A 26465-nucleotide genomic window follows, 5' to 3' on the forward strand; every position below is an offset into this window, starting at 1 on the left:
CGGAACGGTAAAATATTAAGGCTATATGATGCCCAATAAGACAAGAACCAGTAAGATGATCAAAATCGTCCCGAGCCCGCCGCTGGGACCATAACCCCAGCCCCGGCTGTGTGGCCAGATTGGAATGACGCCAACGAGAAGAAGGATGAGAATGATGAGTAAAATTGTGCCAACTGACATGGTAGCTCTCCTGCTAGACAAATAAAGTTAATCTGAAAACGGTTCCGAAACTGCGCGGCCTTGGCGCCTTCGACACATCGCCTCATGCGAGGCTTTGGTGTATAAGACCCAAGATACTCACGACGTTCAAATACACGGCCACGAAATAACTGCAAAACCTCGATGCCCGCAGATAAGGGTTCGGTCGCGATAGTCAGGGTAGTATTGCTTAAGTGAAAAAAAACTTCAGAGACAGAATGGCATTAAGATCGGACGCAGTCTGTACACTATCGTACACAATGACTCTGTCGGCGACACATGAAGCCCTGCCTCGGGCAAATCCGCATAGGCTGCAATTGCCTTTTGACTTGAATCCAAAGATTAATATAAATTGCATACGAATCGTTTTTTCTGGTTTCACGTCGGACTTCGCACAAATCCTTACCCTCATCCGGATCGTTAACCATGAGATGGATTCAAAGATTCCGTGCAATCCTCTAATTTCTCCCTGGAGTCGTAACGACTTTGAACACGCTAAATGACCACGAACTTCTGGTAGCGAACCGGAATTTCTATGAGCCCCTCTGGCGTGATGCCCAACTGGTTGAACCGGAGCGTTTCAACACCTGGCCATTGATCAGCCCGCTGGCGGCCAAGGCGATTCGTCGCCTGGAAGTGGCGCCCGGGTTACGGCCACGGCTGCCCGTTGACGGCACAGCTTTTGTCGACATCAGTATGAATGCGTTGACACAACTGGCCGCCTGCGGAGGGAGACCGGTGATGGCCCCCATTGGCAGATTGCCCTTTGCCGACGGCAGCTTTGATTTGTTGTGTGCTCTCGATATTATCGAGCACGTGGATGATGATCGGAGGGCCATGGCGGAATTGTCTCGTGTCGCCGCAACGGGGGCGACCCTGTTGCTGTCAACGCCGCTGCATCCCGAGATGTGGACGCCTTTTGACGATTTCGTCGGCCATCGACGGCGCTATGAACCGAAGCAGATTCAGAGTCTGTTGCAACAGCATGGCTTTACCATAGAACGAAGTGCCGTCTTCGGCATGCAGCCCAGTTCCTCATGGCTGCTGGATCTCGGTATGTGGTTTTTGACACATCGCCGAGAGAAAGCGATGAAGTGGTATAACCGGGTCATGCCGTATACGATACGTTTGCAGAAACCCCTCCAGCTTCATGAAGGCCTGATCAATACGGATGGGGTCGGCGAGATCCTGATCGTCTGCAGCAAGGGTGTGTTTCCCGGTAATACTCCATAAGGTCTGGCGCTATAGAATTACTGCTTTGATGATGAGACAAAATACCCACTGATTATAAGTATTTTTACTAATAGTAAATTATCCATTTTTTTCATATCGTATAAGTTATCCATTAAAAATTGTTTTTTATCCCATCCTCAAGAAGACAAAAAACTAACGGCGATGCAAGCAATGACCTAATCCCAATTCATCTACTTATTACTCATTGATCGCGCTATAGGCATGAGCGATGAAGGAGAGAGACCATGTCTGAAAGTAAAAAATTTTTGTTCGCGTTAATAATGCTGGCGATCCCTCCTATCGGCATTTTTATGATGCCGACAACAGCTGCCGCGAAAGCTTGGCCTATGCCTACGATAGAGTCTTTGGGTTTGGCCTCGGCTACGTGCGCCACGGGGGCGGCACAGAATCCGGAGCTTATTCGCTTGCGTGATGACATATCAGCAGCAGGCAATCTCAATGAGGCGCGCGCACTGGCTCTGATACCGACGAACGATGCAATCGACGCACTCAGAAATGCTCGTTCAATCATGCCTTTCAGCGAGGATCTCCGCTTGGCCGAAACCCGTCTTAGTGATGCCCGCTCACGTATCATTGTGGCATCCTCCCAGGAACAAGTCGCCGATGCATTCGACGGCATGATGATAGCGGGGCTTGATGATGACAGTGCAGTCCGGGCAACCGCCGGTGGTGGGAGTTGCAATTACTCAACGGGCGAGATTATTGCCATCGTGGTCGGTTTGATTCTGGGAATCATCCCTGGCTTGATCTTGCTTGTGGTGCTCTGCTGACGAACTCGTCACAAATCGATTCAGGCCTTGCAGACAAGCAAACCCAGCCACAAAAATGATGCTTGCGCCGTAAGACGCTCGTGGCTTTTCTTTTTCCAGGGTTCATCAGTGTCTTTTTGGCGGCGCATCGCCGCTTTCTCCGTCAGACCCCGCCTCCGGATGCGCGTCGAACGGCTGAATAACAGCTCCATCAGTTCCAACCCAGACCATGAGTTTTGAACTTCAGCAGCAGCGATGACATCATATTTTCCAGTTAACGAAACCTTTAACATCGCTGTTCAGGGCGGTTGGCAGTATTTAATGTTAGACCGGAGGAGGGTTTTGTATGCGTAGACTATTTTCAGCGCCGGTGCGTGAGCAGTCGCGACTGGAAGAAATCGCGAACAGCGTCAGCCATGGTATTGGACTGGTTGCGGCCCTGCTGGGAACACCGTTTCTGATCATGCATGCCGCACGCCACGGCAATTCAGAATTCATGGTCGGCGCGAGCCTCTTCGCAGCGACCATGGTGCTGCTTTATCTTCTTTCGACCCTCTATCATGCTTTACCGATAGGGAGGGCCAAGCGGGTATTTCGCGCATTCGAGCAAGCGGTGATCTTCATCTTCATCGCCAGTACCTATACACCGTTCACACTTGGAGTTCTTCACGGCACCTGGGGCTGGACGCTTCTTGGTCTTATTTGGGGGCTTGCCACGATCGGAGTTGCACTGGTGGTATTCGATAAAATGTCCCATCCGATGGTCCCTACCGGTATTTATCTGCTCATGGGATGGCTGATCGTGATCGCATTCGATCCCTTGTTTGCCTCTGTGCCGCAAGCCGGCGTGCTCTTGCTGGTTGCGGGAGGCGTGGCTTACACCGTAGGCGTAGCTTTCCTGGCAATTGATTCTCACCTGCGGTATGGGCATTTAATCTGGCACTTGTGCGTTATCGCAGGTTCTACCTGCCACTACTTCGCCGTGCTTTGGTACGCTGCCTAGCGCTTACCCAGGCGCCAGCGGAGTCATGCCGGATTCAACTGTTATAACACATCCGCCAATGTTTTAGCCTATTGAGACAATTGTTTATGAATGACTTTGATAATCCTCGGCAAAATCATCTTCTCAACTGCCTGCCCGCTGTCGAATTCGAGCGACTTCTGCCCAATCTTAAGCTGGTCCCGATGCCGCTCGGTGAAGTCATTTACGAGTCGGGTGAAAAGTTGCAATACGCTTATTTCCCAACGAACAGCATCGTCTCCCTACTTTATGTAATGGAGAATGGCGCGTCGACCGAAATTGCTGTTGTCGGAAACGATGGCCTCATTGGTGTGCCTCTCTTCATGGGAGGACTGAGCATGCCTAATCGAGCGGTTGTGCAAAGCGCAGGCTATGCCTATCGGTTGAATGCGCCTATGCTGATGAAGGAATTTAGCCGCTCGGGGGGACGCCGCTACGGGGCGCTGAATCATTTGTTGCTACGCTATACCCAGGCGCTCATTACCCAGATGACACAGACAGCAGCCTGCAACCGACATCATGAGGTGGACCAGCAATTATGTCGCTGGATATTACTCAGTCTCGATAGGCTTTCTTCGAATGAGTTGAATATGACCCATGAATTGATTGCCAATATGCTGGGCGTTCGCCGTGAAGGCGTTACGGAGGCGGCGGGGAATCTGCAGCGAGCAGGATTGATTCATTATAGACGGGGGCACATAACGGTTCTGGACAGGCCGGGATTGGAGGCACGGGTCTGTGAGTGCTACCAAGTGGTCAAAATGGAATCCGATCGCCTGCTCCATCCCCCCCGTATAGCCATTTGACATCGTGCGTTCGAACGCTTGGAACAAATCTTTGTCACCTGAATTTATCGGATGGTAAGATTGTCAGACCTAGACAATGATTTGTTAAGCTCCACATTCTCGCCGTAAACACGGACGGCAGCGAGGTCACCATCACTGCCGTTCTGGTATGCTTGGCATACCAGAACCTGTATATTCTCTGAAATTCGAGGAATTAGAAATTATGAAGCCATCACAATTTCGTCCGTTTACCGGATTATCCATCTGCACATCGCTGCTGGCGTGGGCATGCTTAGCTACAGCGCATGCGCAGGAAGCTCAAATCCCGCTCGAGACTCAAAAGAAGCAGATCGAGCTCGATAAACAGCAGCTCGAGCTGGAGAAGAAGCAGTTGGAGTTGCAACGCAAGCAACTTCAGATCGAGGAATCCGCTCGCAAGGAGCTTCAGCTACAGGAAACAGAAAAAGCCGTCACCATGAAACTCGAAGGCGACGTGGTTTTTGATTTCGGTAAAGCCGAGATCAAGTCCAAGGCGGAGCAGACTCTCGACAAGGTCGGGACAGTGATCGCACAGTTCCCCGAGGGCAAGGTGCTCATCGAAGGATACACCGATTCCAAAGGCTCGCAAAGACTAAACCTCGATCTTTCAAAACGGCGCGCCCAGGCGGTGAAAGACTGGCTGGTTAAAAAGAAAGGCGTTGCCGAATCGATCATCACGACCGGCGGCTTCGGTGAGACGAAGCCCGTTGCGCCGAACACCAACCCCGACGGTAGCGACAACCCGCAAGGTCGACAGCAGAATCGGCGCGTCGAGATCACGGTCGAAAAGAATTGAGCGAAATTTATGCGGGTGCCGAGCCACACGATACGCCAAACGCGTCATGGCGGAAGCAGTTGACGGGCGGGCGGTAAGCAAGAAAGCGCGTTGCTCACCTTAACTGACTTACACCTCTTTGTTAATTACGGTTTTTGTTTTTTGAAGATTTGGGGCAAATCCAACAAGGGTTTGCTTGAATAAACTTGATCTATCAAATTTTTAAACCAGTAGGGACGAAATAGCAAAATATAGAGCGCAGTTAAAGTCGTAATGGGTACCGGTTGAATTTCGATTAAAGCGAGAAGCAGCAAGCCAACTAGGCACAAAAAGCGGATAAAGTAATATTTTTTTAGAGGGGGCATTTCGAGTTTTCTTAAAGTTGGTAGGGGTACGTTTTATCGGTCCCACCCTCTTTACACATTGGACCGTTTAACAAGTCGTATAGGGTTTCCATCTATCATCCCTGATTGCCACTTTCTAGGCAATTAATTCTGGAATTCTTTCAGGACATTAACTGTATTTCTTTCCGTGTCAGAAGAGAAACAGGCGCTTGCGCTCGTTACGGTAGCGGCCAAGCGCCCAGAGCGGAAAAAATTTATCGTAACCGTGGTATTTCAGATAAAAAACCTTGGGAAAGCCGGGCGCATTGGAACCATCGTCTTTCCAGAACCCATCGGCCTGCTGGTTTGTGAGCAGGTAATTCACTCCGCTCTCGACTTCATGGCAGCCTGCCTCGCCTGCCGAAAGTAACGCCAGGAGGGCAAGAGCGGCATGGAATGCCGTGCTGGTATGGAATTGGCTGCGGAATTTTGGATAGCTGTAACTGTAATTATCCTCGCCCCAGCCGCCGTCAGGACGTTGTTTGGATTTTAACCAAGAGACGGCTTTCCGAATGCCGGGGTCGTTCCTAGGCACGCCTGCGCTTTCAAAACCGGTCAGAACCGACCAGGTGCCGTAAATATAATTAGTGCCCCAGCGACCGAACCAGGAACCATCCGTTTCCTGCTGACTGCGCAAGTAATCGATGCATTTGTCGATGGTCGCCCGGTATTCCGGATGCTGGTTTAAAAGCTTGCCCAGCAGCATGAGGCAACGACCGCTGACATCGGCGGTGGGTGGGTCGATCAGGGCTTCGTGGTCGGCAAACGGTATCTGGTTCAGATAGGCATGGATGTTGTCGGCATCATAAGCACCATAGCCGCCATTGCTGGATTGTATGCCGGCGATCCAGGCGCCGGCGCGCTCGATGTTTCCGGCATACTCCCGGTCGCCGGCCTGAATCATCGCAAAGGCAACCACCGCCGTATCATCGGCGTCGGGGTAATAGCTGTTGCCGAACTGGAAAGCCCAGCCACCGCCCGGCAGATTGGGACGCTGGATTTGCCAGTCGCCCGCTTCATCCTTTAACTGCTTGCCTGCCAGCCAGCGCAGTGCCGATTTAAGCGCTTGTTGAGTGCGTGGATTACGTTCGTTGCGGTCGACTTCCTGCAAGGCCAAAGCAGCGAGGCCGGTATCCCAGACGGGAGAAACACAGGGTTGGCAATAGGCACTATCCTCCTTGATAACCAGCAACCGGTCGATGGCGGCTCTGGCGATCCGCCGCCGTTCATTGTCGGGCGGGAGCCCTAAGTAATCCATGGCTTCATAGGCATTGACCATGGCCGTGAAAATCCCCCCCAGACCATAGTAACCATTCAATCTGGCCATGAACCAGTCACGCGCCTTGACGGTAGCCTTGCGGCGGACGAAAGCGGGTATCAAAGGCTCCAGTAAGCGCCCCATGCGCTCGCCGGCCAGAATAGCCTTGCCTAGCGGCGTTTTGACGTGGAAAAAATAATACTTTTCCTTATCCGGCGGGGTAACGAACAATTCACCGATTCCTATTTTGTGGGGATTACGGGCCTTGACCTTATAGGTACAGAGGATGGACAACGGAACGATCACGGTGCGCGACCAGTACGATACTTTGTCGATATGAAACGGAAACCACTTGGGCAGCAGCATGATTTCCACCGGAATGAAGGGGACCCCGCGCCAAGGGATTTGCTCAAACATGGCCAGCATGATGCGAGTGAACACATTGGCCTTGGCCGCGCCGCCCCGGGCGAGTATCCACTCGCGTGCCTTGACCATATGCACGGCTTGCACAGAGTCACCGGCCATTTTCATCGCGTAATAGGCTTTGATCGTACAACTGATGTCACCCGCACCGTCTTTAAAAAGAGAATAACTGCCGTCCGCGCCTTGTTGTGCGCGAAGATAATTGGCGATCTTGGCCTGAAGCGCTTCGTTGATTTCGTCCATGTAATGCATCATCAGGATGTACTCGGAAGGAATCGTGCAATCCGCTTCCAGTTCGAATACCCAATAACCTTCTTCGTTTTGCAGGGCGAGGAGTTGCGCACTGGCTCGGGTAATCGCGCTGTCAAGTTTTGCGGGTGAAACAAGGGTGCCGGTGAAGTCTTGCTTTGAACCTGAAAGTGAAGAAGTCTCTTTTAACATGGCTTGTATTTCCCTGTTCTCACTTTTTTGCTTGCTGTTCTCGTTGGTTATACTAATCCGACTTGGATTCAACCATTTTGTGGTTTTCAGCTACCTTCACCCAGGCGCGAAGGATCTCCGCTACGCTCCAGGCCTGAGCGATACAGCCGCGCGGGGTGAATAAGCCTTCGGCATCGAAAACTTCGCTGACGGAGCCGATGCAGGCTTCATGCAAATGTCTCGCCAATAATTGGTCAAGAAAGTCGCGCGCGTCTTTTCGCTGTTCGGGATAAACGCGTAACCAGGCATCGGTGTAGGGTCCCAGCAGCCAGGGCCAGACCGTGCCTTGATGATAAGAGGCATCACGGGCGCGAAGGTCGCCCTGGTAAACGGCTTTATAGTCGGGATGATCCGGGGACAAAGTCCTCAGCCCCACCGGCGTCAACAGCCGGCCCTTGATAGTCTGAAAGACGGATTGCCAATGCGCTTGATCCAATACCGGATGGGATAGCGAGAGAGCGAACACTTGATTGGGCCGGCACGCCGGGTCATTTTCACCGCTTTCACCGTCGACCACATCATAGAGGTGCCCTGTCCCGGCATTCCAAAACCGTTGATTAAAGCTAAGCCGGGTGACATCGGCGCGCTTTGCAATCTCGCTCACGTTTGAGCTTAAGTGTTCCTCCTGCATCCATTTTTCCATCAGGCGCAGCGCGTTGTACCACAAGGCGTTGATTTCAACCGCTTTGCCGCGACGCGGGGTAACGACCCAATCGCCTAGTTTGGCATCCATCCATGTCAACGCGTAACGCGGATCGCCCTGGGCCAGCAGACCGTCGCCGGGATCGCAATGAATACCGAAGCGAGTGCCCCGAATGTGATAGTCAATGATATCCAACAGTTTGGGCAGCAATTCCTTGAGCAAACCCCGATCTCCGGTATATTCGAGATAACGCTCCAGCGCATGGAAAAACCAGAGCGTCGCATCGGCGGTGTAATACACACCCTCGCTTTCACCTTCCGGGAACAGGTTGGGAATGAGGCCGTCACGCAGATGATGGGCAAAAGTCCGCAGAATATGTCCCGCCTCGGTATGCCGTCCTGTCGTCAAGGTCAGGCCTTCGAGGCTGATCATGGTGTCCCGTCCCCAATCGGTAAACCAGTGATACCCGGCAATGACGGTGCGCACATCGCCGCCGGTTGCACAGATACGGGGCGTTTCGGCAACCCGCTCGATCGGCGCGATAATAAACTGATCGGCTGCCAGTACCAACTGCCTGGCCAAGCCTTTAGCCAATTCCGGACGCGCCGCCGCCAGTAAATGTCGGCGCCGTTCCAGTTCGGCCTGAAATGTTTCCGCGGGAGACAGCGCCATGGTGCTTTCCCGGCTTTCCGAAGAAGCGATCAGGGTGACATCTTTACCGGCCGCAAGATCAACGCGAAAATAACCGGGGCTCCACAGATTACCCTTAGCTTCGTAGCCTCTTTGTCCTTCTATACGGTAAAGAATGTCGCTAAAGCGTTTGGTTTCAATCGTGAATGCCGGGTTCTCGCCATCGGCGTAAAGACATAAGGGCGGAATTGAAAACCCATGAATTTCAAGACGTCCGGCAGAGGCTTTAAGATCGTAGGAATCCATAGGAAATCCTTCGGCCAAAGAAGCCTCATGACGACGAAAATGCACGGCCAAGCGAATCTTGAGCCGTACTGGCCCTGTTCCTGAAACCAGGCGATACCTCACAAGAACCGTATTGCTCATATAAGGCATCATGATCCATTTTTCAATCACATGGTTTGCCAGTTCATAGCGCCATACCGGCAACCCGGATTCCAGGCGAAATTCGCGGAGACTCGACATGCCGTGTAGATCGAGCGCTCCGCCCGCCAACTCGATGCCGCCTATTTTCTGGCTGCTGCCATCGGGAAACCGAACCAACTCACTGAGTTGATTGAGCATCACGTAGCGGCCTCGAGGATCGGAAAGCGCGGCGGTTAAAAAGCTGTGGAAACGCCGGGTGGGTACGCCCGAGATCGTGCCGGACGCATAGCCGCCAAGACCGTTCGTGACCAACCATTCGCGTGTTAGCAACTCTTCCTGTTCGGCAATATCCCCCGTCCAATGCGTTCGAATGACACTATCACTGTTCATGGTCAACACGCTCCTTTGCCTGGTGAATAGGATGCAGCACAACAGCCGATTCGCCTTGAAGATACCAATTGCCTTGCAGGGGCCAGGGCGGCATGCCCATGCCGCCGTAACGAGGATCGTCGCTGAACCACATGGCATCCCAAACACAGCCCTTCGGCGGGGCCAATAGCGGTTCCGGCGCCGGAACCAGGTGAAGATCCCGGCTCAGGTTAACCAATAAAAGACGGTCGTCACCCGGGTTCTCTCCGAAAAAACGTATCACCCAGGCATCCGGACTTAACACGGCCCCATCGATACGGTGGCTTTGCTGGCTGACCTGAAACACCGGATCGTTACGGCGCAAGCTTAACAAATCGCGGTGCAGGGCATAGGCTTCCTTATGCAAATTGCGCTCATTCAAGTCCAGTTTTGAATGGGTAAAGGTTTGCGGGTCGCCCGGATCCGGCAGCCGGGCCTGCATTTCGGGCGTTGCCAAGGCTCGAAATTGGGCCAGAGACTCAGCGCGTCCTCGCGCCACCCAATGGGCAATTTCAGCTTTATGGTCGGCAAAATAAAAGAACGGACTGGTGGCGGCAAACTCCTGGCCTTGAAACAACATAGGCGTCTGCGGAGCCAATAAGAACAGGGCTGTCAAAGCCCGGTAACGGTTAGGGCTGGTCAATAAGTGGACGCGTTTGCCGCTGCCGGAGTTGGCCAATTGATCGTGATTTTGGATGAAGTTGACAAACTTGGCCGGTGGCATATCCAGCGCCGGGGTTCCGCGCGTATGGTTTTGCCATGAGTACCATTGCCCCTGATACAAGAAACCTCGCTTCAATGTGGAGACAAATTCCTGAGCCTGCCCCCGGTAATCGCTATAGTAGGCATCGGCGCGCCCTGTCATCGCAACCATGGCGGTATGATGAAAATCGTCGTTCCATAACGCGTCCAGGCCGAAGCCTCCGTGTTCGAGAGGCAAAAACAATGTTGCATCCTGCGGCTCATTCTCGCCGACAATATAGGTAAGGCGCGGAGCCCCGGCGCTACGCACGGCCTTTACGATGGCGGCAATAATATGTTCAGCGGAGCTGTCGTAAATTTGCTGGGTTGCATCAAGGCGTAGGCCGTCAAGGTGAAACTCTTTAATCCAATACGCGCTATTGGCGAGCACATAATCACGTACGGCGCCTGAGTTCGGCCCGTCAAAATTTAGCGGATCGCCCCAATCGCACTGATAGCGAGTAGAAAAGTAATCGCTGGAGAATTTCCCCAGATAATTGCCGTCCGGGCCCAAATGATTGAATACCACATCCAGAATGACGCCGAGACCCACGGCATGAGCCTGGTTAACGAAATAGCGAAATTCGTCCGGGATTCCATAAAGCCGTGTCGGCGCGAACCAATTGACACCGTCATAACCCCAGCCGTACCGGCCCGGAAAATCGGCTACCGGCATGATCTCCAACACCGTCACGCCCAATGCGGCCAGTTCAGGCAGTTCTTTGGCCGCCGCGACCCAAGTGCCTTCATGAGTAAACGTGCCGATATGCATCTCATAAATGACCTGGCCTTGGGCCTCAATTCCCGTCCAGGCGGCGTCCGTCCAGTCGAACGTTAAGGCATCGACCACTTGCGACGGTCCGTGCGGACCCTGGGGTTGATAACGCGAGGCAGGATCAGGGTACGGTTGCGGGTCATCGTCCAGCAGGTAGCGGTACAAGCTTCCTACGCAAGCCTCTTGCACAATGATCGAAAAATAACCGTTGCCTTCACTTTGCAGTTCAATTTCGGTCGGCGAATGGAGAGGATCAACCGCTTCAGCCTGGGAATGAATGACCAGTTTCACTGTCTTTCTTTCAGGTGCCCAGACCCGAAAATGCACGCCTTTGTCGGGCACTCGTTCCGCCCCGATCGGAAATCGGCGACCATTGACTAATTCTGTAGTGATCTGTTCGCTCATCTTTATGGTTCCTCAGACTCCGGATGGCACGGTCTCGCCGATAATTAACCCCACTGGAAATTCCGCCAGCACTTGGGCGACGGACATATGCCAACGAGACTGCTGCTTCTGAGGTTTCAGAACCTTCCCGGTAAAGACGCAAGTGTATTGCTTATCAGGCCGATGAAAAGGCAGTTCCACTGTTGTCGCCCCCCAAACCTTTTCTCCCAAAGGCAGCGTATCGGCGTTACCCAGCAGTTGCGCGAAGAAACGCGGCGCCAGCGTGATGACGATACGCTCACCGGCAATGCGCGCATAGGCGCACAGATGAGCCGCCTGTTCTCCCCTGACGGCCAGCGGCAAATAGTTTCCTTGCTGAAACACTTCCGGCCAGCGCTTCCGCAACGTCAGCGCCGAGCTAACGACCCACAGTTTAGCCCGGCCGTCTTCCAGCGTGTCGCACATCGCTCTTACCCCTGTACTGCGTTGCCGCGATGTCTGTGCGGCAAGATTCTGCAAGGCAGCCAGCATTATCTTCCGGCTGCCGAAATCAACCGGGCGCCGGTTGTCGGGATCCACCAGGCTGAAATCCCAACATTCGCAGCCTTGATAAATATCCGGCACACCCGGCGCCGTGAACTTGATCAATGTCTGCGACAGGCTGTTGAACATCCCGAGCCAGCCGATCCGCCGCTGAAAAGGCCGAAAATCGGCCATGAAGGCACTCTCCGCCGGTGCATTGATCAGGGCAATCGCGAATGCCACGACCGCGTCTTCATAGGCTGCATTGGGGTTTATCCAGCTGGTATACACCTTGGCTTCGCGCACCGCCTTGACCAGATAGTCCTGCAACCGGACGCCCAAACGCGCTATTTCATTGCCGTCCGGGTCGCCAGGCGGCCAGATGCCCAGCAAGGTCTGATAGATGAAATATTCATCGTTGAGTGTCGGCACCCGCATGCCGTCCACACTGCGTTTAAGACTTCGGTTGGCCCGGCTCCAGTGTCGAAGCGCCAATCGCCAGGCCGCCGGAATTTCTGACAGCACATTCAGGCGGGCGCGCATATCCTCGCTGCGTTTGGTGTCGTGCGTGGAAGTGGCTAGCATGGAATGTGGACGACGCTCTGCACGCACCTGATTGGCCCGATGAAAGGCGCTACGGGTCACGCCGAATCGACGCGGATCGCCGCCCACTTCATTCAGCGACAGCAAGCGGTGATAGATATAGGCGCTGGTGTCCTCCAGGCCTTTTGCCATCACCGGGCTGGTGAATTGCTGGAATTTCATCGAAAATACCAATACCTGCTCGGCGTACGCGAGCGATTTTCCATCTGCCGCGGTCAGCGTGAGCACGTCGCGCAAAAAATCGAAAATGCTGGGATCGGCTGTCGTGCTTCTGCGTTTAGCCGCAGCGGTTGCCTGTTCGATGTTGCGGCGATCTTCCGGCGCCACTTCACGGGCGCTGATGTATCCACGATAAACCGGGAAGCAGGCAACGATTTCAGCCAATACCGTACGCAATCCGTTCAGCGTATAATCGCAGGTCTGGCGGTCGGCTTCGGCGATTTTCGAGAGCAGGTTGGCCAACACATTCAATTCGCCCGACAGCGCGGATTTCATGATCAGCTGCTTCGAATGGTAGAGTAGATCATCGAAATTGACATGCTCTCCGATGAAGCTTTTATACGCGCGCTCCATACTTTTGGCGGCGCTGGTAGCCACAAACAGCCCGTTGAGCAGATTAGTGAATTCGTAACCCGTAGTCCCCTGCACCGGCCAGCTGCTGCGCAAATTCTCGTCTGCCGCCAGAATTTTTTCGACCACCAGATAAGGCGCACGCCCGGCGCGGTTGCAGTGTTCGACCAGCCTGCAAAAATACGCTTCCGGATCGTACAAACCATCAGGATGATCAATACGCAGGCCATCCAGTTTGCCTTCCTTAACCAGCCGCAGCAATAACTGATGGGTCGCATCGAAGACCTCGTCGTTTTCGATGCACAGCCCGGCAAGATCGTTGATATCGAAAAACCGCCGGTAATTAATCTCGTCCGAGGCCACCCGCCAGAACGCCAGCCGGTAAGCCTGCTTCTCAATCAAGTCGTGGAGCAGGTCGAAACTGGATGACTCCCCGGCCTTGCCGTTCAAGATACGCATATTATCTTCCAGAAACCGGGCAATGGCGGAGGATTGGGCAACGAGACCTGCAAGATGCCGCTTATGCACTTCCTTGTCGCGCCTGCGTTCAAGCTGACGCTCAGGCGATCCCTCATCACGGGACGGAAGATTGTGGAAGGCGGTGACCAGACTCTGATAGTCCATCAATAACTGGCTCCCCTCCCTTAAGCGAGTGCTCAAGGCCTCCATTCGAAACGCCAGGATACTCGGGTATTGCGCCGGGTCCACAGGAAAGTGATGCTCATAGTAATAAATACCGAAAGCACCGTGCTCCGCATCAAAGCGCAGTTGCAACTCGGCGTTTTCCAGCACTGCGCCATAATGATTACCCAACACCGGCAATAGCACCTTGCCGTGCAGCTTAGGCTTTATCGGCGCCCAATCAATATCGAAAAACCCGGCATGCGCGGCGGTCTGACCGTTTTCCAGCACGTCCAGCCACCAAGCATTGTCTCCGGCCTGCACCCCCATATGATTAGGCACCACATCCAGCACCTGCCCCATGCCGTGCCGGGCGAGCGTTTCGCAAAGCCGCTCAAATTCGTCGTCCGTGCCTATCTCGGGATTCAAGGCATTATGATCGATGATGTCATAACCGTGCCGGCTGCCTGGCCGCGCCTTGAGATAGGGCGAGGCATACAGGTGGGAGATGCCCAGCGCGCTCAGATAGGGAACAATTTCGCGGGCCTGATTAAAAGTAAAATCGCAATTAAATTGCAGACGATAGGTGGATAATGGAATGCGTGGCGCAGGATTCTGCGGAGTGCCGGTTTGTGGAGATTTATTTTTCATGCCCGCACTTCCTCAACCCAAATGGCATTTCATGTACACGTTTCATGTTGTCTACGCCTGTTTCAGCAGCACCAGCGAGCGTCCGCCCAAGGGATAAGCTTGCTCCGCCTGATAACGTGTAACATCCGGCGTACCGATAGAATCCTGCGTGTCGAGCAGCACTTCCCAATGCTCATGATCCTCGAATTGCGGCAACATAAATGCGATCTCCTCATGATAAGCATTCAGAAGCAACAAGAGATTATTGTCCTTTAGACGCCGTCCGCGCCCGTCGGTTTCGACCAGTTTACCGCCGGCAAAATAAAGGCCCAGACAATGTGAAGATGCCTGATTCCAGTCGTCATCTCTCGTTTCGGATCCATCGGAATTGAGCCAGACGATATCTTTTATCTCGCCGCCGTAATTGGGGCTTCCCTGGAAAAAATAACGTCGCCGAAACAAGGGATGTTGGTTACGCAAGCCGATAATACGCCGAGTGAATGCAAGCAAATCCTGATCCTGTTTCTTCAGTTCCCAGGAGAGCCAGCTGATCGCGTTATCCTGACAATAGGCATTGTTATTACCCTGCTGCGTACGCCCGATCTCGTCGCCTGCCTGCAGCATCGGAACCCCCTGTGAAAACAGCAGAGTCGCAAGAAGATTGCGCTTTTGCCGGGCACGCAAGGCATTAATCTCCGGATCGTCGGTTTCCCCCTCGACGCCGCAATTCCAGGAATGGTTATTGTCGTTACCACTGGAATTGTCTTCTTGATTGGCCTCGTTGTGTTTATTATCGTAGGTCACCAGGTCATGCAAGGTAAACCCGTCGTGCGCACTGAGGAAATTGATGCTGGCATGAGTCCGCCCACTGCGTTCGTACAGGTCGCTGGATCCGGTCAAGCGCTGAGCCAATTCCCCGATCAAACCTTCATCGCCTTTCCAGTAGGCACGAATACAATCGCGATACTTATCGTTCCATTCCGACCAGCCCAGCGGGAAATTTCCGACTTGATAGCCGCCTTCGCCCAGATCCCAGGGTTCGGCAATCAGCTTGATGGTGCTCAGCACGGGATCCTGACGGATGGTATTGAAGAAGGTGCCAAGCTGGTTCACTTCGTGTAACTCCCGTGCCAGCGAGGACGCCAGATCAAAACGGAAGCCGTCTACATGCATTTCCAGCACCCAATAACGCAGGCTGTCCATCATCAATTGCAGCACGCAGGATTGTTGCATGTCCAGGGTATTGCCGCAGCCGGTGTAGTCCATGTAAAAGCGTGGATTATCACCCGCCAGGCGATAGTAGGACGCATTGTCGATACCCCGGAAGGACAGCGTCGGCCCCAATTGATTGCCTTCGGCGGTATGGTTGTACACCACATCCAGAATCACTTCAATACCGGCTTTATGCAGTGTCTTTACCATGGTTTTAAATTCACTGACCTGGCCGCTGGCCGAATAACGGGAATCGGGCGCCAGAAAGCCTATGGAGTTGTATCCCCAGTAATTGCGCATGCCGCGTTCGACCAGGTGGCGATCATCAAGAAAAGCATGCACCGGCATCAGTTCGACGGTCGTCACGCCTAGCCGTTGGAGATGCTCGATGACGGGGTCCATCGCCAATCCGGCATAGGTGCCGCGCAACTTGGGCAGAATATCAGGATGTTGCATGGTAAAGCCTTTGACGTGCAGCTCATAAATCACCATATCGCACCATTGAATGTCGGGTGGATGATCATTCCCCCAGGCGAAAGCCTGATCGATCACCCGGCATTTCGGCATCACATTGGCATTGTCGCGACGACTAAAAGAAAGATCGTCGTCCTTGGCGCCTATGCGATAGCCGAAATGGGCATCGCTCCACAGCGGCGTCCCCACGATATCTTTTGCATAGGGTTCTATCAGCAGCTTGTTCGGATTGAATCGATGCCCCTCTTCCGGACGGTAAGGCCCATGCACCCGGAAACCATAGAGTAGGCCGGGGCGGGCCTCGGGCAGATAGCAGTGCCAGACTAAATCACTACGCTCTTTGAGTTCGACGCGCTGGACTTCGTTCTTGCCCTTGACATCGAACAAGCACAATTCGACCTTTTCGGCATGCTCGGAATAAATGGCAAAATTCACTCCTTCGCCGTCCCAATGGGCACCACGCGGATAGGGTCGCCCCGGCCATACCGACGTTATTGTCTTAGTCATCTTGATGCTTCCTGGTCTGAATGATTACATGTTTAGTCCAGCATTTATCTTATGTAATGATGCGAAAGCATCTATATACTATTTGGCTAACATTATGTTTTCATTGTCATTGATTCTATTCTTGCCTACCGCGAGCCTACCGAATCGGTTGAAGGACACGAAATTTATCAAGTCCAGGCGCATCGCCGCAATCAAGTCCGCCGCGGCAATTTTGCCTTGTTATCCCTGCCGCCAACGCGAAACCATAGTGACTTGATCGCTACCAATAGCAGCAAGCTTAAGAAGCCGGCGACTGCGCTTACCGCCAGATCGTCCCAATGCAATCGGCCAAAATGGAAAAGCAATTGCGCCGGGCGCCAGAATACAGCCGTCGCCAGGAGCACAATGACACTGCCTAGGAGAATCCAGAGCGAGCGGTTGGGCCGCAGAAACGCCCGAAACAGAGAAGCTTTGAACGAGCGATTGATCAAAATCAACCCGATGTTCATCAGCACCAGAGAGGTGAAGACCAGCGCGCGCAAATCCGCCTCTGGCATTCCCATGCGCGACGCGCTGATCAAAACACCAGCCAGGATGGCGAGAACAATCAGACCTTGCAGGATCGCCCATAAAATTCGCTTCGGCAGCAACAACGGACTCGCGGGATCACGCGGCGGACGCTGCATCACGTCGTCCTCCTCCTTTTCGGCTTCAAACACCACCGAACACGCCGGGTCAATCACCATTTCGAGAAAGGCGATATGAATCGGCGTGAGCATCAGCGGCAGCCCCAGCAAAAGCGGCAGGAGCGCAAGACCGGCTATCGGGATATGCACAGCGATGATGTACTCAATCGCCTTGCGGAGATTATCGTAGATACGCCGCCCCAAGCGGATCGTTGTCACGATTGAGCCGAAATCATCGTCGAGCAGAACAATTGCGGAGGCTTCGCGCGCGACGTCAGTGCCGCGCCCGCCCATGGCAATACCGATGTGGGCGGCCTTGATTGCCGGCGCATCGTTTACCCCATCGCCGGTCATGGCAACGATCTCACCATTTGCTTTCAGACTCTGGACAATGCGAAGTTTTTGATTGGGCTGGATACGTGCGAATATCGATGTTGATTTTATGCGCAGGGCAAGACTATCTTCCGACATGGCGTCAATTTCTTCACCGGCCAGCACCTCCGTCGAGTCGAGCCCGGCCTTTAGGCCAATGGCGCGGGCCGTGGCCGGATAGTCTCCGGTAATCATCACCACCCGGATGCCTGCAGAACGGCATTCGGCGACGGCCACTGGCACATTGGCGCGTATGGGGTCGGCAAATCCAATCAGTCCCACATATTCAAACTCAAAACCGCGAGGCGTTTCCGGCAGGTCGTGTCGCTGCGCGGCATTCACGACGGTCGCCTTGGCGACCCCCAGCACGCGAACTCCATCATGCGCCAGTGCATCAACCTGTGCGCGAATTTTAACCAGGCGCTCAGGGGGCAGTTGACACAGCTCCGCTATGGCTTCGAGAGCGCCCTTGGCATAGACCGTACCGTTTGCATCGCCACCGCTGGACAGTATGTTCGCAACCGCGAACAAATCCGGCCGGAGACCATAAGCACGAATCAGGGTGCGATCGGCGAAGCTGGCCTTGCTCGCCCCCCCTTGCGCCTCCCAGAGCGCGTGCACGGCCATGTCCATCGGATCGGTGGGTTCGCGCGGACAAGCGAAAAGGGCCGCTTCCAGGATTTCTCGCGGCTTATCCGATAGCTTATTTTTTTCATCTTGATCCCAGCGCGTCCCCTCGCTGCATAGGGAAACGACCGTCATACGATTTTCGGTGAGCGTGCCGGTCTTGTCGGTGCATAATACCGTGGTGGCTCCCAGCGTCTCTATCGCTGACGCGCGCCGGGTGAGTACGCGGACCTGGGAAATACGCCACGCTCCCATCGCCATGAATACGGTCATGACGAGAGGGAACTCTTCTGGCAGCATGGACATGCCGATCGCGATGCCGCCCAGTATGGCCTCAAGCCAAGAGCCGCGCAGCAGCCCAAACAATAATACCGTTAGCGATCCTACGAGAGCGCCGATAAGGGCGAAGGTCCTCACAAACGAATGTATCTGGCGTTGTAAACGCGGTTGTTCCGTTTCGATGGCACCAAGGGCGCGTCCGATTTTGCCCATTTCACTGCGCATGCCGGTCGCGTGCACCCGAGCCTGTCCGGTACCGCGCACCACCAGCGTTCCCGCAAAGATATAGGGTAAGTCTTCACCGCCCGGCTTCGGCACGGCGCGCTGATCTGGAGTCTTTGCTGAGCCATCCTGAGCCAATTTGCGCACCGGCATGGATTCGCCGGTCAACAGCGATTCATCGAGCAACAGGTCTTGCGACCAGACCAGAGTGGAATCTGCCGCAATCCGGTCGCCCTCGGAAATAACGATCAGGTCGTCTCGCACCACCTCCCGGCCGGCAATGAGAATTCTCTTGCCGTCCCGGATGACCAGCGCCCGGGGACTTGCTAGATTTCGCAGTGCTTCCAATACTTTTTCACTGCGGGTCTCCTGAACAAGGGTGATCATTACCGAGAGGGATGCGAAAATAAGCAAGAGTATGGCTTCTATTCTGTCGCCCATTAAAAAATAGACGATACCTCCGCCTATTAGCAGCGCAAACATGGGTTGGCGCAGCACTTCGAACAAGATGCGCCAAAATCCCCGCTTGTCTGACCTAGGCAACTCATTGTATCCGTCCAGTTTCAGACGTTTTGCCGCCGCTGCACTACTCAGGCCGGTAATGGGTGCATGTTCTTTCATAGAGGGTTCCATATGCCACGGCTCTTTATGCGGCGACTAGGCGCTCGTTGCGCAAGTAATCGATGCAGCGGTCGATGACGGTCCGGTATTCCGGGTGCCGGTCAACAAGCTTGCCAAGGAACATGAGGCAGCGGCCGCTGACAAAAGCCCAGCCTCCGCCCGGCATATTGGGGCGCTGGATCTGCCAATCGCCCGGTTCGTTCCGCAACTGCTTGGTGGCCAGCCAGCGCAAAGCGGATTGAAGAGCTTGCAGGAAGTGAGGATGGTGTCCGTGGCGGTCGACTTCCTGTAAGGCCACGGCAGCCAGGCCGGTATCCCAGATGGGGGACACGCAGGTCTGGCAGTAAACGATATCATCCTTGACGACCAGTAAGCGGTCGATTGATGCCCGGGCGATCCGCCGCTGTTCATTGCCGGCAGGGAATCCTAAGTAATCCATGACTTCATAGGCGTTGACCTTGGCCGTGAAGGCAATATCCAGGCCAGAGAGTGTAGAGGCATCTGTTAGCATAGTTGATTTTCCTCTGCTTTCACTTTTGTTAGGGTTGTCGGTCGGCGCACAGAGGCGATTGTTAAAACTTTGCTGTCGGCGGCGAGCAAGCCTAGGCCAGACAGTAGGAAACGCACATAAAGCCGCTCGACTTAGCCATCGCTGCATGTCGGGGTATGGACGGTGGGAGCGCATTTTAAGCGCGACATGACCGCACTACCGCGAGAACGTAACCTGTGGTCGCGGTTGCAAACCGCTCCCACTATCCACATAGCCGACTAGTTTCGGGAAGTCATTTTTGGCTAAATCCTTATTGGACGGTAAACTCCGATGGCTAGGCCGACTGTGAACTGATGCTTAGGGCTGCACATCAGCTTCCCAGGAAACGCGCGCCGGGCACCATTGCCAGACGCCCAGCGTCACGATCCGGGTCAGCGCGGTTGGGAAACACATCGCGCGCCCGATGCTCACATCTCGGTTGATCAACTGATTGCTTTCCCCGCACCGCTTGAGGTAATCATCGCTTTTGATCTCATTCAGGTCGGCGTGCGGCATAAACAACGCCACCACGGGGATTGGCAGCACAGCCAGGGAAGAGTCATCCACCCACTCGGAACCGGAGCAATGCGTGGTGCCTTCAGTGGCATCGCGCGTGTCATCCTTGATCAGGGATTGGCTACAACCCGACAGAACCAACATAGTCGATAGGATTAGCAGACTCAGTTTGGCGTATAACGTGATATGTTTCATAAAAACCTCCGGCGGTTTATGCCGCAATCAGGACATTAAGCTAGAAAAATATCTTAGCCGCAATATTGGGCGCCGTCGGTAGGGTAACGTACATAAAGCCGTTGTTGGTGATAAGCGGCACCAAATGCCGATTAACTGTGTCTGAGAATATAAGCCCCTTACCTTTACACCAGCAGGTGATAACATGCTATATCAACGAGTACAACCCATCGATGTATCGACCGACGGCGATAAACACCGCTTGACTTCCGGTTCACAGCGCTTGTCCTGTAAAGCCAGAATAGCGCACAGAAGTCTCATGACCCTCCGTAAATGGCTTTCAGGTGTCTCGCGAATAACCCTGATCGGCACCTTGGCTATTGCCGGCTGTACCTCTGAACACTCGGAAGGGAAAGACAAACTATCGCAGCAAGAGAAAGGGCATGCCACGGCTAAATCTGTTCATAAGGAAGTGGGCGAGGCGTCTTGGTATGGACCGGGATTTCAAGGTCAGGAGACCGCCAATGGCGAGACCTTTGACCAAAAAGAGATGACGGCCGCCCATCCGAGTTTGCCGATGGGGACCAAGGCCACAGTGACCAACCTCGAGAATGACAAGAAGGTCGTTGTCAGAATCAATGACCGTGGGCCCTATGCCGAGGAACGCGTCATCGATCTCTCCCGCGCAGCCGCTAAAAAGCTTGGCATGAAAGAGGACGGCACCAGCCAGGTCAAGATTGAGACCAAATCTATCAAGAAGAAGGGATCCGCCGACCAATCCAGCAAAAAATAGGGTGCAAGATAAGACCTTCACCATGAACAGCTTCGACTTTAAAGCAATGGTTCCAATTTTCCATTGCTTGTAGTTTGCCATTAAATCATACGCTGAAACTTGCCCATCCCGACGCGCCTGGCGTTTGGGAATGATGGCGGAAAATTTTTATAGCCTTATCAGCTTACCAGTTATTGCAAAAAATCTGACGCCTCACCGGCAACAGCGTATAGTAGAGATTGTGAAAACTATCGTTTTTACAATCTCTTGCCCATGCTTTTTCCGCCAACAATACTTAGGCATCCCTAAAGCCGGCGCATAACCCCTCAAATATAGGCCAAAGCCTATATCCGCCCCTCATTCGGCATAACCGCCACTTTACCCGGTCTCATTCAGCTCGAAACAAACCGTCAGCTCGCTCATCGCCATAAAAGAAGGTAGAAAATGAATAAAGACCCACCTTTAGTTCTCAACCCTGCTCAAGACCATAGGATTAATCGAAAAGCCGCTACGTATGCAATTTTTGGCGATTTGCTGTTTATCGTACTTCCCTTGGTCGTGATTTCAATTGTTGACGTAAGTGTTGGCAGATCGCTATTCGCACTGATTGAAACTCCAGAATTATCATTTGGTGCGGCCGTACTATTTGGGCAAACCATTATTAAAGTTGTTTCTGGTTTCGCACATTCAAAACCATCTGGAGCGGAGCAACCTGTCTTTGTAATCGCGATGATTATTGTTTTTGGCTTGGTTCCGTCGTTGGTTGTACTGGCATTGCTCCTAAGCATAACCCCCATTCCTCATGGCCTACAGATAGCCCAAGCCTGCATTTTTGCCCAGGGAGTCATCGTATTCTTCACGTTCGGCGTGACTGGACATGCCCAATCTCTTCGCCATTAAAACCGGCAGTAAGATCACTCTGCAATCTTGCCTTCGACGTTTACAGACTTCGATAAGTACCTATGCAAATCCCAACCGGCTTCCTCCACAGCCTTACGATGTACCGAGGCATTGTCCATAACCACGATGGTCAATTTCTCAGGACTGCGCGAGCGCACGAAACCGTTCATCGACGCCATGATCTCCTGATGGGTGACCGAGCCGTCCACCGTGTGGAAATAGACTTCTAGCCCTCTAAATCCAACGATCACACGCCCCCATTTTACCCGGTTTTTTATGCACACCTGCTTCCATCGCCGATTTTGTGATGAAAAGCCTGAGCAATAAATCATCCTAACCGGACGCAGTCGTTATTGTAGTAAGCCCTCGATCGACCGACACTCCTCGTCCGTCAGTTCAAATTCGAAAATCGCCAGGTCTTCCCGTATATGTTGCTCGGAAGTGGTGCCGGTCAAAGGGATGACGCCGATTTGGGTCAAAAAACGGAAAAACACTTGCGCGCTGCTGCGGCCGTATTTGACGGTCAGAGATTTCACAATCTTATCCGCCAACACACCGGGATTGGCGGTCAGCGTCCAGAAGCTTTGATAGATGATGCCGTGCTGCCGGCAAAAATCGCGCAAGCTTCGATCATAATGGGTATCGGCATAGAAGCGGTTTTGCAACACCGCAGGTTTGACGGCGGCGGCATCGAATAAAAACGTGAGCGTTGCAAGATCGTAGCAATTGCTGATACCCAGTTGTTTGGCAACTCCGTCATCACAAGCCCGTTCCATCGCCTGCCAGACTTCCAACAATTGTTGCCGGTTTGCCAAGGGCGAATGCAATACGAGGCAATCCAGATAAGATGTTTGCAAATTTTTTAACGAGCATCGAATCGATTGCGCTACCTGATCACTCAGGCTGGCATTCGGGTCATAGGGAATTTTTTGCGGATCGTGACCGCCGAGCGGCGTGAACTTGGTTTGAAGATACAAGTCTTCACGCGCCACGATTCCGGCTTGACTGCACGCGGCGATCCCGTCGCCGACACCGACTTCGTGATAATGTTTGGGCTGACAGGCGGTATCGATACCGCGAAAACCCGCTCGGATAGCCGTTTCCACCAACGCGGCAGATTTTTCCTGCTTCCACGCCGTGCCGTAAATAATCCGTGGCATTCTGACCCCGAAGGGAGAGTGTAAAAAGTGGTCAGGATTCATAAATACTCCAGGACAAAACAAGGCGGGATTTCTGTGTTTGGGCTCCGGTCTCCTGCTCGCGATTTCCAGCTCGGCTTTTACTTTGGCAACCGAATCAAGTAAATGTTGGCGCATCCATTGATCAGATTGCTGCTTACGCTCAAGCGCAAGTAAAAGCGCTTCGCTCATTGCAACCTGTAACTCTTCGCCAGTATTTATAACACGACTTTTTTAAAATTTGCCGTCTTTGTGCTAAAGCACTAACATTTGCTACCGTTTTAATAGTTTGTGAAATTCTAATGCCCGGCTTACCGATTAAAGACTTCCCGCCCGAATTGCACCGCAGGCGCAAAGAGGAAGCGAAGCGCCACTATCTCGCCCTGACCCGCCAGGCCTTGGTGCTCTTGGAACAAGCTTTGTCGGCTCAGCCTCGAAAGACGGCCGAACTGCGGCCCAACCCGCTCAAACCCGCAACAGTTATCTCCTCCGCTGACATCATCCGTGAACTTTGTTTAATTGTTGACTAACGGCAACCATATTCTCTATTTGGGCAAGCCGTATTAAGCCGCATAACCGACGATACAAGACATTCGCCGGAATACGCTGAGCTATTCCACCTTGACATAACACTTCATTCCAAAATCAATTTAAAGCGCACATTATGCTTGCAACATCCATCATTACCCCAGTGTTCGTCCAATTCACCAGTATTTTTGGGTGGGCAATACCGCTTCTACTTTTAATTGCCTTCTTGAAAACACGTTTTGTGAAAGGTGTATTCGGTGAATTCCAGGTCAATTGGGCTGCCCGACGGTTTCTTGATAAAAATGTGTACCACTTGTTCAAAAACGTCACCCTGCCGACAAAGAACGGCACGACTCAGATTGATCATGTGATCGTATCCAAGTACGGCATCTTCGTGATCGAAACCAAGAACATGAAAGGCTGGATATTCGGCGATCCGAATCAGAAAACCTGGACGCAAACGATTTACCGACATACCAGCAAATTTCATAACCCGCTGCGTCAGAATCACACGCATATGCAAATACTGCAATCGGCGCTGGGACTTGATCCGAGCAAGATTTTTTCGCTGGTGGTTTTTGTCGGCGACAGCACCTTCAAAACATCCATGCCGGACAATGTGGTTTCTGGCCGCGGTTATATCCGTTTTATCAAAAACAAAAAACAAGTTGTTTTGAGCGATAGCGAAATTCGATCGATCTGCGAAAGGATTCAATCTGCCCGGTTAAAGCCTTCGCTCAAAACGCATATCCGTCATGTCAGATATGTTAAATCGATTGTCGACGGTAAAAAATGGAAAAATAATCAAACCTGCCCGAAATGCGGCAAAGCGATGGTACTGCGAACCACACGAAACGGCGATACCCCAGGCAAGACATTTATGGGATGCTCCGGATTCCCAAGATGCAGAACAATCAAGCCGATGGCATGAGCCTAAGGCTATTTTCTCTGTAATTAAGACCGCATAAAAACGACTAAAAATCAATAAGTAGCTTTACCAAGATCTAACGTAATAAAATTATGCTAAGATCAGAAAGGAACTGAGTTAATCCCTATTCTGGATGTTTTTTTCTATCAGAAGAGTGTATTTAGTTGGCGCCATTTAAAAATAGACGCATCATATTTTTATTAGGCGTGTAGTATTTTTTAGAACCCGAAAAAACCTGAGATAATCTAATGTATACAAAACTGATATTATCATTGTTCTTGGTATCGGCACTGCTGATGGCGACATCTACTTGGTTGTATGTAACCAATAATGGTAAAGGAAATAACTGCCAAGGAAATAGTTGCGGTGGGGTGTCCCATAGAGTACCGGAAATTTCAATAACAGGAGGGGCGAGTGCGATTGCTCTGTTAACTGGTGTTGTTCTATTAATGAAAGAAAGAAAGCGGTCTAGACATTCTTCCAAATCTGACGAATAGCTAAATCGACTGACACGCCCATTGTCGTCAGGAAATGGGCGAATATAGGCCAATCGATGGTGCGAAGCGGCCATCTCGATAATCTGCCCCTTACCCATCAATGCCAATCGATAGCGTTGCTCGCAGTAGCGCATAAACTCATCAACACGCTCGCAGCGAGGTGGAATATGCCTTCCTCCTACCGAGACATCGTGTTCAGGCTGGGAACGAAACTCTCCCAGCTCTATTCGAAAGCCACGATCTCCATTGTCAATCCAAAGCGTAGATTCCGGCACTTCACGGTAAAACTCACTGTGCAGCCAGCGCAAGAACTCGGCCGACGCCGGCTCCGGCAAATGCCCTTCCGCTTCTCGCCTTTGGCAGGTGAAGGGGTATACAATGATCGGTTTGCAGAGCGAACAAGGATGTAAATCAATCCGATGCCGGATTTCCAAATCAATAACGCAAAAATCACCTAGGAGCCGAGATGTTGACATGGTCCACCGTTTTCGAAACCAAACTTGAACTCATTGATACCCAGCACAAAACCTTATTCGAAATGGTCAGCGCGTTGACCAATGTCGCGCCCGCGGAACGCACCGAACAACGCCTCGATCAAATTCTTGATGCTTTATTTGATTATACGCAAGAGCATTTCGTCGATGAAGAAGTGCTCATGACGCATTACAAGCTGGACGAACAATATATGCGGCTGCAACACATGGAGCATAAATCGTTCATTTACGACATTACGCAAATGCGCAGTCGTGTCACCGATGCCGAAGACCTGTCGGAACAGTTTGACCGAGTGGCGCGTTTTGCCACGTCCTGGCTGGTTTACCACACGCTTCGGGTCGATTTGATGATTCCTAAGCAAATTGTATTGATAAGGCACGGCAAAACACCCGCCGAAGCGTTTGCAATGGTCAAACAGGGCGGATGCTCCCCGGAAGTATCGAAACTGGTCCTTGATGCGGTACTGCATTTATGGGACGAGGCCATGGAACGGGTGCATGCCCTGGAAGGACAATTAGCAAAGACAAATAGCCACACGGATGCCGCCCTACCCGTCAAGCCTAAATGACAACATTGAGTTGATAAGGCTGGCGTTTTTAAAACGCCAAAACACAAATTCGCTAGGGACCGGATTATCTGACAGGGCCTCCA

At 52.7% G+C, this 26465-nt stretch carries 23 protein-coding genes; 10 read left to right on the forward strand and 13 right to left on the reverse strand.

Going from position 1 to position 26465, the window contains the following annotated elements:
* Positions 1–21 precede the first annotated feature (21 nt).
* Positions 22–180 carry a DUF3309 family protein gene (locus METLA_RS21880; protein ID WP_036281533.1) on the reverse strand — a complete coding sequence of 53 codons (159 nt, stop codon included), beginning with the start codon at positions 178–180 and terminating at the stop codon, positions 22–24.
* 504 nt (positions 181–684) lie between these two features.
* Between METLA_RS21880 and METLA_RS0106760 the strand changes: the two genes are divergently transcribed.
* Together METLA_RS0106760 and METLA_RS0106765 are read left to right on the forward strand one after the other, a co-directional pair.
* Complete coding sequence (locus tag METLA_RS0106760) at positions 685–1431, forward strand: class I SAM-dependent methyltransferase (protein ID WP_024297814.1); 747 nt, start codon at positions 685–687, stop codon at positions 1429–1431.
* Positions 1432–1676: 245 nt separating this feature from the next.
* Positions 1677–2222 carry a hypothetical protein gene (locus METLA_RS0106765; protein WP_024297815.1) on the forward strand — a complete coding sequence of 182 codons (546 nt, stop codon included), beginning with the start codon at positions 1677–1679 and terminating at the stop codon, positions 2220–2222.
* Positions 2223–2242: 20 nt separating this feature from the next.
* Here the strand turns inward: METLA_RS0106765 and METLA_RS20725 are convergent, their stop codons facing one another.
* Positions 2243–2494, reverse strand: coding sequence for a hypothetical protein (locus METLA_RS20725; RefSeq protein WP_152539399.1), 252 nt, complete (start codon positions 2492–2494; stop codon positions 2243–2245).
* A gap of 53 nt (positions 2495–2547) precedes the next feature.
* Between METLA_RS20725 and trhA the strand changes: the two genes are divergently transcribed.
* The 3 genes from trhA (at position 2548) to METLA_RS0106785 (ending at position 4842) form a co-directional block, all read left to right on the forward strand.
* Positions 2548–3204 carry a PAQR family membrane homeostasis protein TrhA gene (gene trhA, locus METLA_RS0106775; protein WP_024297816.1) on the forward strand — a complete coding sequence of 219 codons (657 nt, stop codon included), beginning with the start codon at positions 2548–2550 and terminating at the stop codon, positions 3202–3204.
* Between the two features lie 86 nt (positions 3205–3290).
* A complete protein-coding gene (locus tag METLA_RS0106780; protein ID WP_024297817.1) occupies positions 3291–4028 on the forward strand; it encodes a Crp/Fnr family transcriptional regulator in 738 nt (245 codons plus the stop codon).
* A 202-nt stretch (positions 4029–4230) separates the two neighbouring features.
* Positions 4231–4842, forward strand: coding sequence for an OmpA family protein (locus METLA_RS0106785; protein ID WP_024297818.1), 612 nt, complete (start codon positions 4231–4233; stop codon positions 4840–4842).
* 513 nt (positions 4843–5355) lie between these two features.
* On the opposite strand, the gene shc is transcribed toward METLA_RS0106785, so the two are convergent.
* The 8 genes from shc to METLA_RS0106830 all read right to left on the reverse strand — a co-directional run bounded on the left by shc (position 5356) and on the right by METLA_RS0106830 (position 20537).
* Positions 5356–7326: a squalene--hopene cyclase gene (shc, locus tag METLA_RS0106790; RefSeq protein ID WP_024297819.1), complete on the reverse strand. Its 1971-nt coding sequence runs from the start codon at positions 7324–7326 to the stop codon at positions 5356–5358.
* 52 nt (positions 7327–7378) lie between these two features.
* Complete coding sequence (locus METLA_RS0106795; RefSeq protein ID WP_024297820.1) at positions 7379–9454, reverse strand: amylo-alpha-1,6-glucosidase; 2076 nt, start codon at positions 9452–9454, stop codon at positions 7379–7381.
* Positions 9444–11393 (reverse strand): malto-oligosyltrehalose trehalohydrolase, encoded by a 1950-nt coding sequence (gene treZ / locus METLA_RS0106800; RefSeq protein ID WP_029646478.1) that lies wholly within the window; start codon positions 11391–11393, stop codon positions 9444–9446. Before treZ ends, METLA_RS0106795 begins: the two co-directional genes overlap by 11 nt.
* 12 nt (positions 11394–11405) lie before the next feature.
* The gene (gene treY, locus METLA_RS0106805; RefSeq protein ID WP_024297822.1) at positions 11406–14339 is read right to left on the reverse strand and encodes a malto-oligosyltrehalose synthase; all 2934 of its coding nucleotides are present in this window, start codon (positions 14337–14339) and stop codon (positions 11406–11408) included.
* A gap of 51 nt (positions 14340–14390) precedes the next feature.
* A complete protein-coding gene (glgX, locus tag METLA_RS0106810; RefSeq protein ID WP_024297823.1) occupies positions 14391–16511 on the reverse strand; it encodes a glycogen debranching protein GlgX in 2121 nt (706 codons plus the stop codon).
* A gap of 191 nt (positions 16512–16702) precedes the next feature.
* Positions 16703–19297, reverse strand: coding sequence for a cation-translocating P-type ATPase (locus METLA_RS0106820; protein WP_198408455.1), 2595 nt, complete (start codon positions 19295–19297; stop codon positions 16703–16705).
* Positions 19298–19322: 25 nt separating this feature from the next.
* Positions 19323–19808 (reverse strand): hypothetical protein, encoded by a 486-nt coding sequence (locus tag METLA_RS0106825; protein ID WP_024297825.1) that lies wholly within the window; start codon positions 19806–19808, stop codon positions 19323–19325.
* Positions 19809–20144: 336 nt separating this feature from the next.
* Positions 20145–20537, reverse strand: a complete 393-nt coding sequence (locus tag METLA_RS0106830) for a hypothetical protein (RefSeq protein WP_024297826.1) — start codon at positions 20535–20537, stop codon at positions 20145–20147.
* A 298-nt stretch (positions 20538–20835) separates the two neighbouring features.
* Here METLA_RS0106830 and METLA_RS23715 point away from each other — a divergent pair, with 298 nt between their 5' ends.
* Positions 20836–21309 carry a septal ring lytic transglycosylase RlpA family protein gene (locus METLA_RS23715; RefSeq protein ID WP_024297827.1) on the forward strand — a complete coding sequence of 158 codons (474 nt, stop codon included), beginning with the start codon at positions 20836–20838 and terminating at the stop codon, positions 21307–21309.
* 423 nt (positions 21310–21732) lie between these two features.
* Entirely contained in the window at positions 21733–22188 is a 456-nt protein-coding gene (locus METLA_RS0106840; protein WP_024297828.1) for a hypothetical protein, read from the forward strand.
* Between the two features lie 14 nt (positions 22189–22202).
* Here the strand turns inward: METLA_RS0106840 and METLA_RS22920 are convergent, their stop codons facing one another.
* Positions 22203–22397, reverse strand: coding sequence for a hypothetical protein (locus tag METLA_RS22920; protein WP_206740945.1), 195 nt, complete (start codon positions 22395–22397; stop codon positions 22203–22205).
* 141 nt (positions 22398–22538) lie between these two features.
* Positions 22539–23348 (reverse strand): aldo/keto reductase family protein, encoded by an 810-nt coding sequence (locus tag METLA_RS0106850; RefSeq protein ID WP_342665858.1) that lies wholly within the window; start codon positions 23346–23348, stop codon positions 22539–22541.
* Positions 23349–23668: 320 nt separating this feature from the next.
* Between METLA_RS0106850 and METLA_RS0106855 the strand changes: the two genes are divergently transcribed.
* Both METLA_RS0106855 and METLA_RS0106860 read left to right on the forward strand, forming a co-directional pair.
* Positions 23669–23896 (forward strand): hypothetical protein, encoded by a 228-nt coding sequence (locus METLA_RS0106855; protein WP_024297831.1) that lies wholly within the window; start codon positions 23669–23671, stop codon positions 23894–23896.
* A gap of 134 nt (positions 23897–24030) precedes the next feature.
* Entirely contained in the window at positions 24031–24825 is a 795-nt protein-coding gene (locus METLA_RS0106860; protein ID WP_024297832.1) for a nuclease-related domain-containing protein, read from the forward strand.
* Between the two features lie 157 nt (positions 24826–24982).
* Here the strand turns inward: METLA_RS0106860 and METLA_RS21885 are convergent, their stop codons facing one another.
* Positions 24983–25795: a Fic family protein gene (locus METLA_RS21885; protein WP_084480210.1), complete on the reverse strand. Its 813-nt coding sequence runs from the start codon at positions 25793–25795 to the stop codon at positions 24983–24985.
* On the opposite strand from METLA_RS21885, the gene METLA_RS0106870 reads away from it, so the two are divergent.
* Positions 25786–26382 carry a bacteriohemerythrin gene (locus METLA_RS0106870; protein WP_024297834.1) on the forward strand — a complete coding sequence of 199 codons (597 nt, stop codon included), beginning with the start codon at positions 25786–25788 and terminating at the stop codon, positions 26380–26382. The two genes, METLA_RS21885 and METLA_RS0106870, sit on opposite strands and share 10 nt — an antisense overlap.
* The last annotated feature ends 83 nt before the right edge of the window (positions 26383–26465 follow it).

It is taken from the genome of Methylomicrobium lacus LW14 (assembly GCF_000527095.1).
Lineage (GTDB): Bacteria > Pseudomonadota > Gammaproteobacteria > Methylococcales > Methylomonadaceae > Methylomicrobium > Methylomicrobium lacus.

Coding starts and splice junctions, on each gene's coding strand:
- METLA_RS21880 (WP_036281533.1), bottom strand. CDS start 180: ATGTCAGTTGGCACAATTTTACTCATCATTCTCATCCTTCTTCTCGTT.
- METLA_RS0106765 (WP_024297815.1), top strand. CDS start 1,677: ATGTCTGAAAGTAAAAAATTTTTGTTCGCGTTAATAATGCTGGCGATC.
- METLA_RS20725 (WP_152539399.1), bottom strand. CDS start 2,494: ATGTTAAAGGTTTCGTTAACTGGAAAATATGATGTCATCGCTGCTGCT.
- trhA (WP_024297816.1), top strand. CDS start 2,548: ATGCGTAGACTATTTTCAGCGCCGGTGCGTGAGCAGTCGCGACTGGAA.
- METLA_RS0106780 (WP_024297817.1), top strand. CDS start 3,291: ATGAATGACTTTGATAATCCTCGGCAAAATCATCTTCTCAACTGCCTG.
- METLA_RS0106785 (WP_024297818.1), top strand. CDS start 4,231: ATGAAGCCATCACAATTTCGTCCGTTTACCGGATTATCCATCTGCACA.
- shc (WP_024297819.1), bottom strand. CDS start 7,326: ATGTTAAAAGAGACTTCTTCACTTTCAGGTTCAAAGCAAGACTTCACC.
- METLA_RS0106795 (WP_024297820.1), bottom strand. CDS start 9,454: ATGAACAGTGATAGTGTCATTCGAACGCATTGGACGGGGGATATTGCC.
- treZ (WP_029646478.1), bottom strand. CDS start 11,393: ATGAGCGAACAGATCACTACAGAATTAGTCAATGGTCGCCGATTTCCG.
- treY (WP_024297822.1), bottom strand. CDS start 14,339: ATGAAAAATAAATCTCCACAAACCGGCACTCCGCAGAATCCTGCGCCA.
- glgX (WP_024297823.1), bottom strand. CDS start 16,511: ATGACTAAGACAATAACGTCGGTATGGCCGGGGCGACCCTATCCGCGT.
- METLA_RS0106820 (WP_198408455.1), bottom strand. CDS start 19,297: ATGAAAGAACATGCACCCATTACCGGCCTGAGTAGTGCAGCGGCGGCA.
- METLA_RS0106825 (WP_024297825.1), bottom strand. CDS start 19,808: ATGCTAACAGATGCCTCTACACTCTCTGGCCTGGATATTGCCTTCACG.
- METLA_RS0106830 (WP_024297826.1), bottom strand. CDS start 20,537: ATGAAACATATCACGTTATACGCCAAACTGAGTCTGCTAATCCTATCG.
- METLA_RS23715 (WP_024297827.1), top strand. CDS start 20,836: ATGACCCTCCGTAAATGGCTTTCAGGTGTCTCGCGAATAACCCTGATC.
- METLA_RS0106840 (WP_024297828.1), top strand. CDS start 21,733: ATGAATAAAGACCCACCTTTAGTTCTCAACCCTGCTCAAGACCATAGG.
- METLA_RS0106850 (WP_342665858.1), bottom strand. CDS start 23,348: ATGCCACGGATTATTTACGGCACGGCGTGGAAGCAGGAAAAATCTGCC.
- METLA_RS0106855 (WP_024297831.1), top strand. CDS start 23,669: ATGCCCGGCTTACCGATTAAAGACTTCCCGCCCGAATTGCACCGCAGG.
- METLA_RS0106860 (WP_024297832.1), top strand. CDS start 24,031: ATGCTTGCAACATCCATCATTACCCCAGTGTTCGTCCAATTCACCAGT.
- METLA_RS0106870 (WP_024297834.1), top strand. CDS start 25,786: ATGTTGACATGGTCCACCGTTTTCGAAACCAAACTTGAACTCATTGAT.
- METLA_RS21885 (WP_084480210.1), bottom strand. CDS start 25,795: ATGTCAACATCTCGGCTCCTAGGTGATTTTTGCGTTATTGATTTGGAA.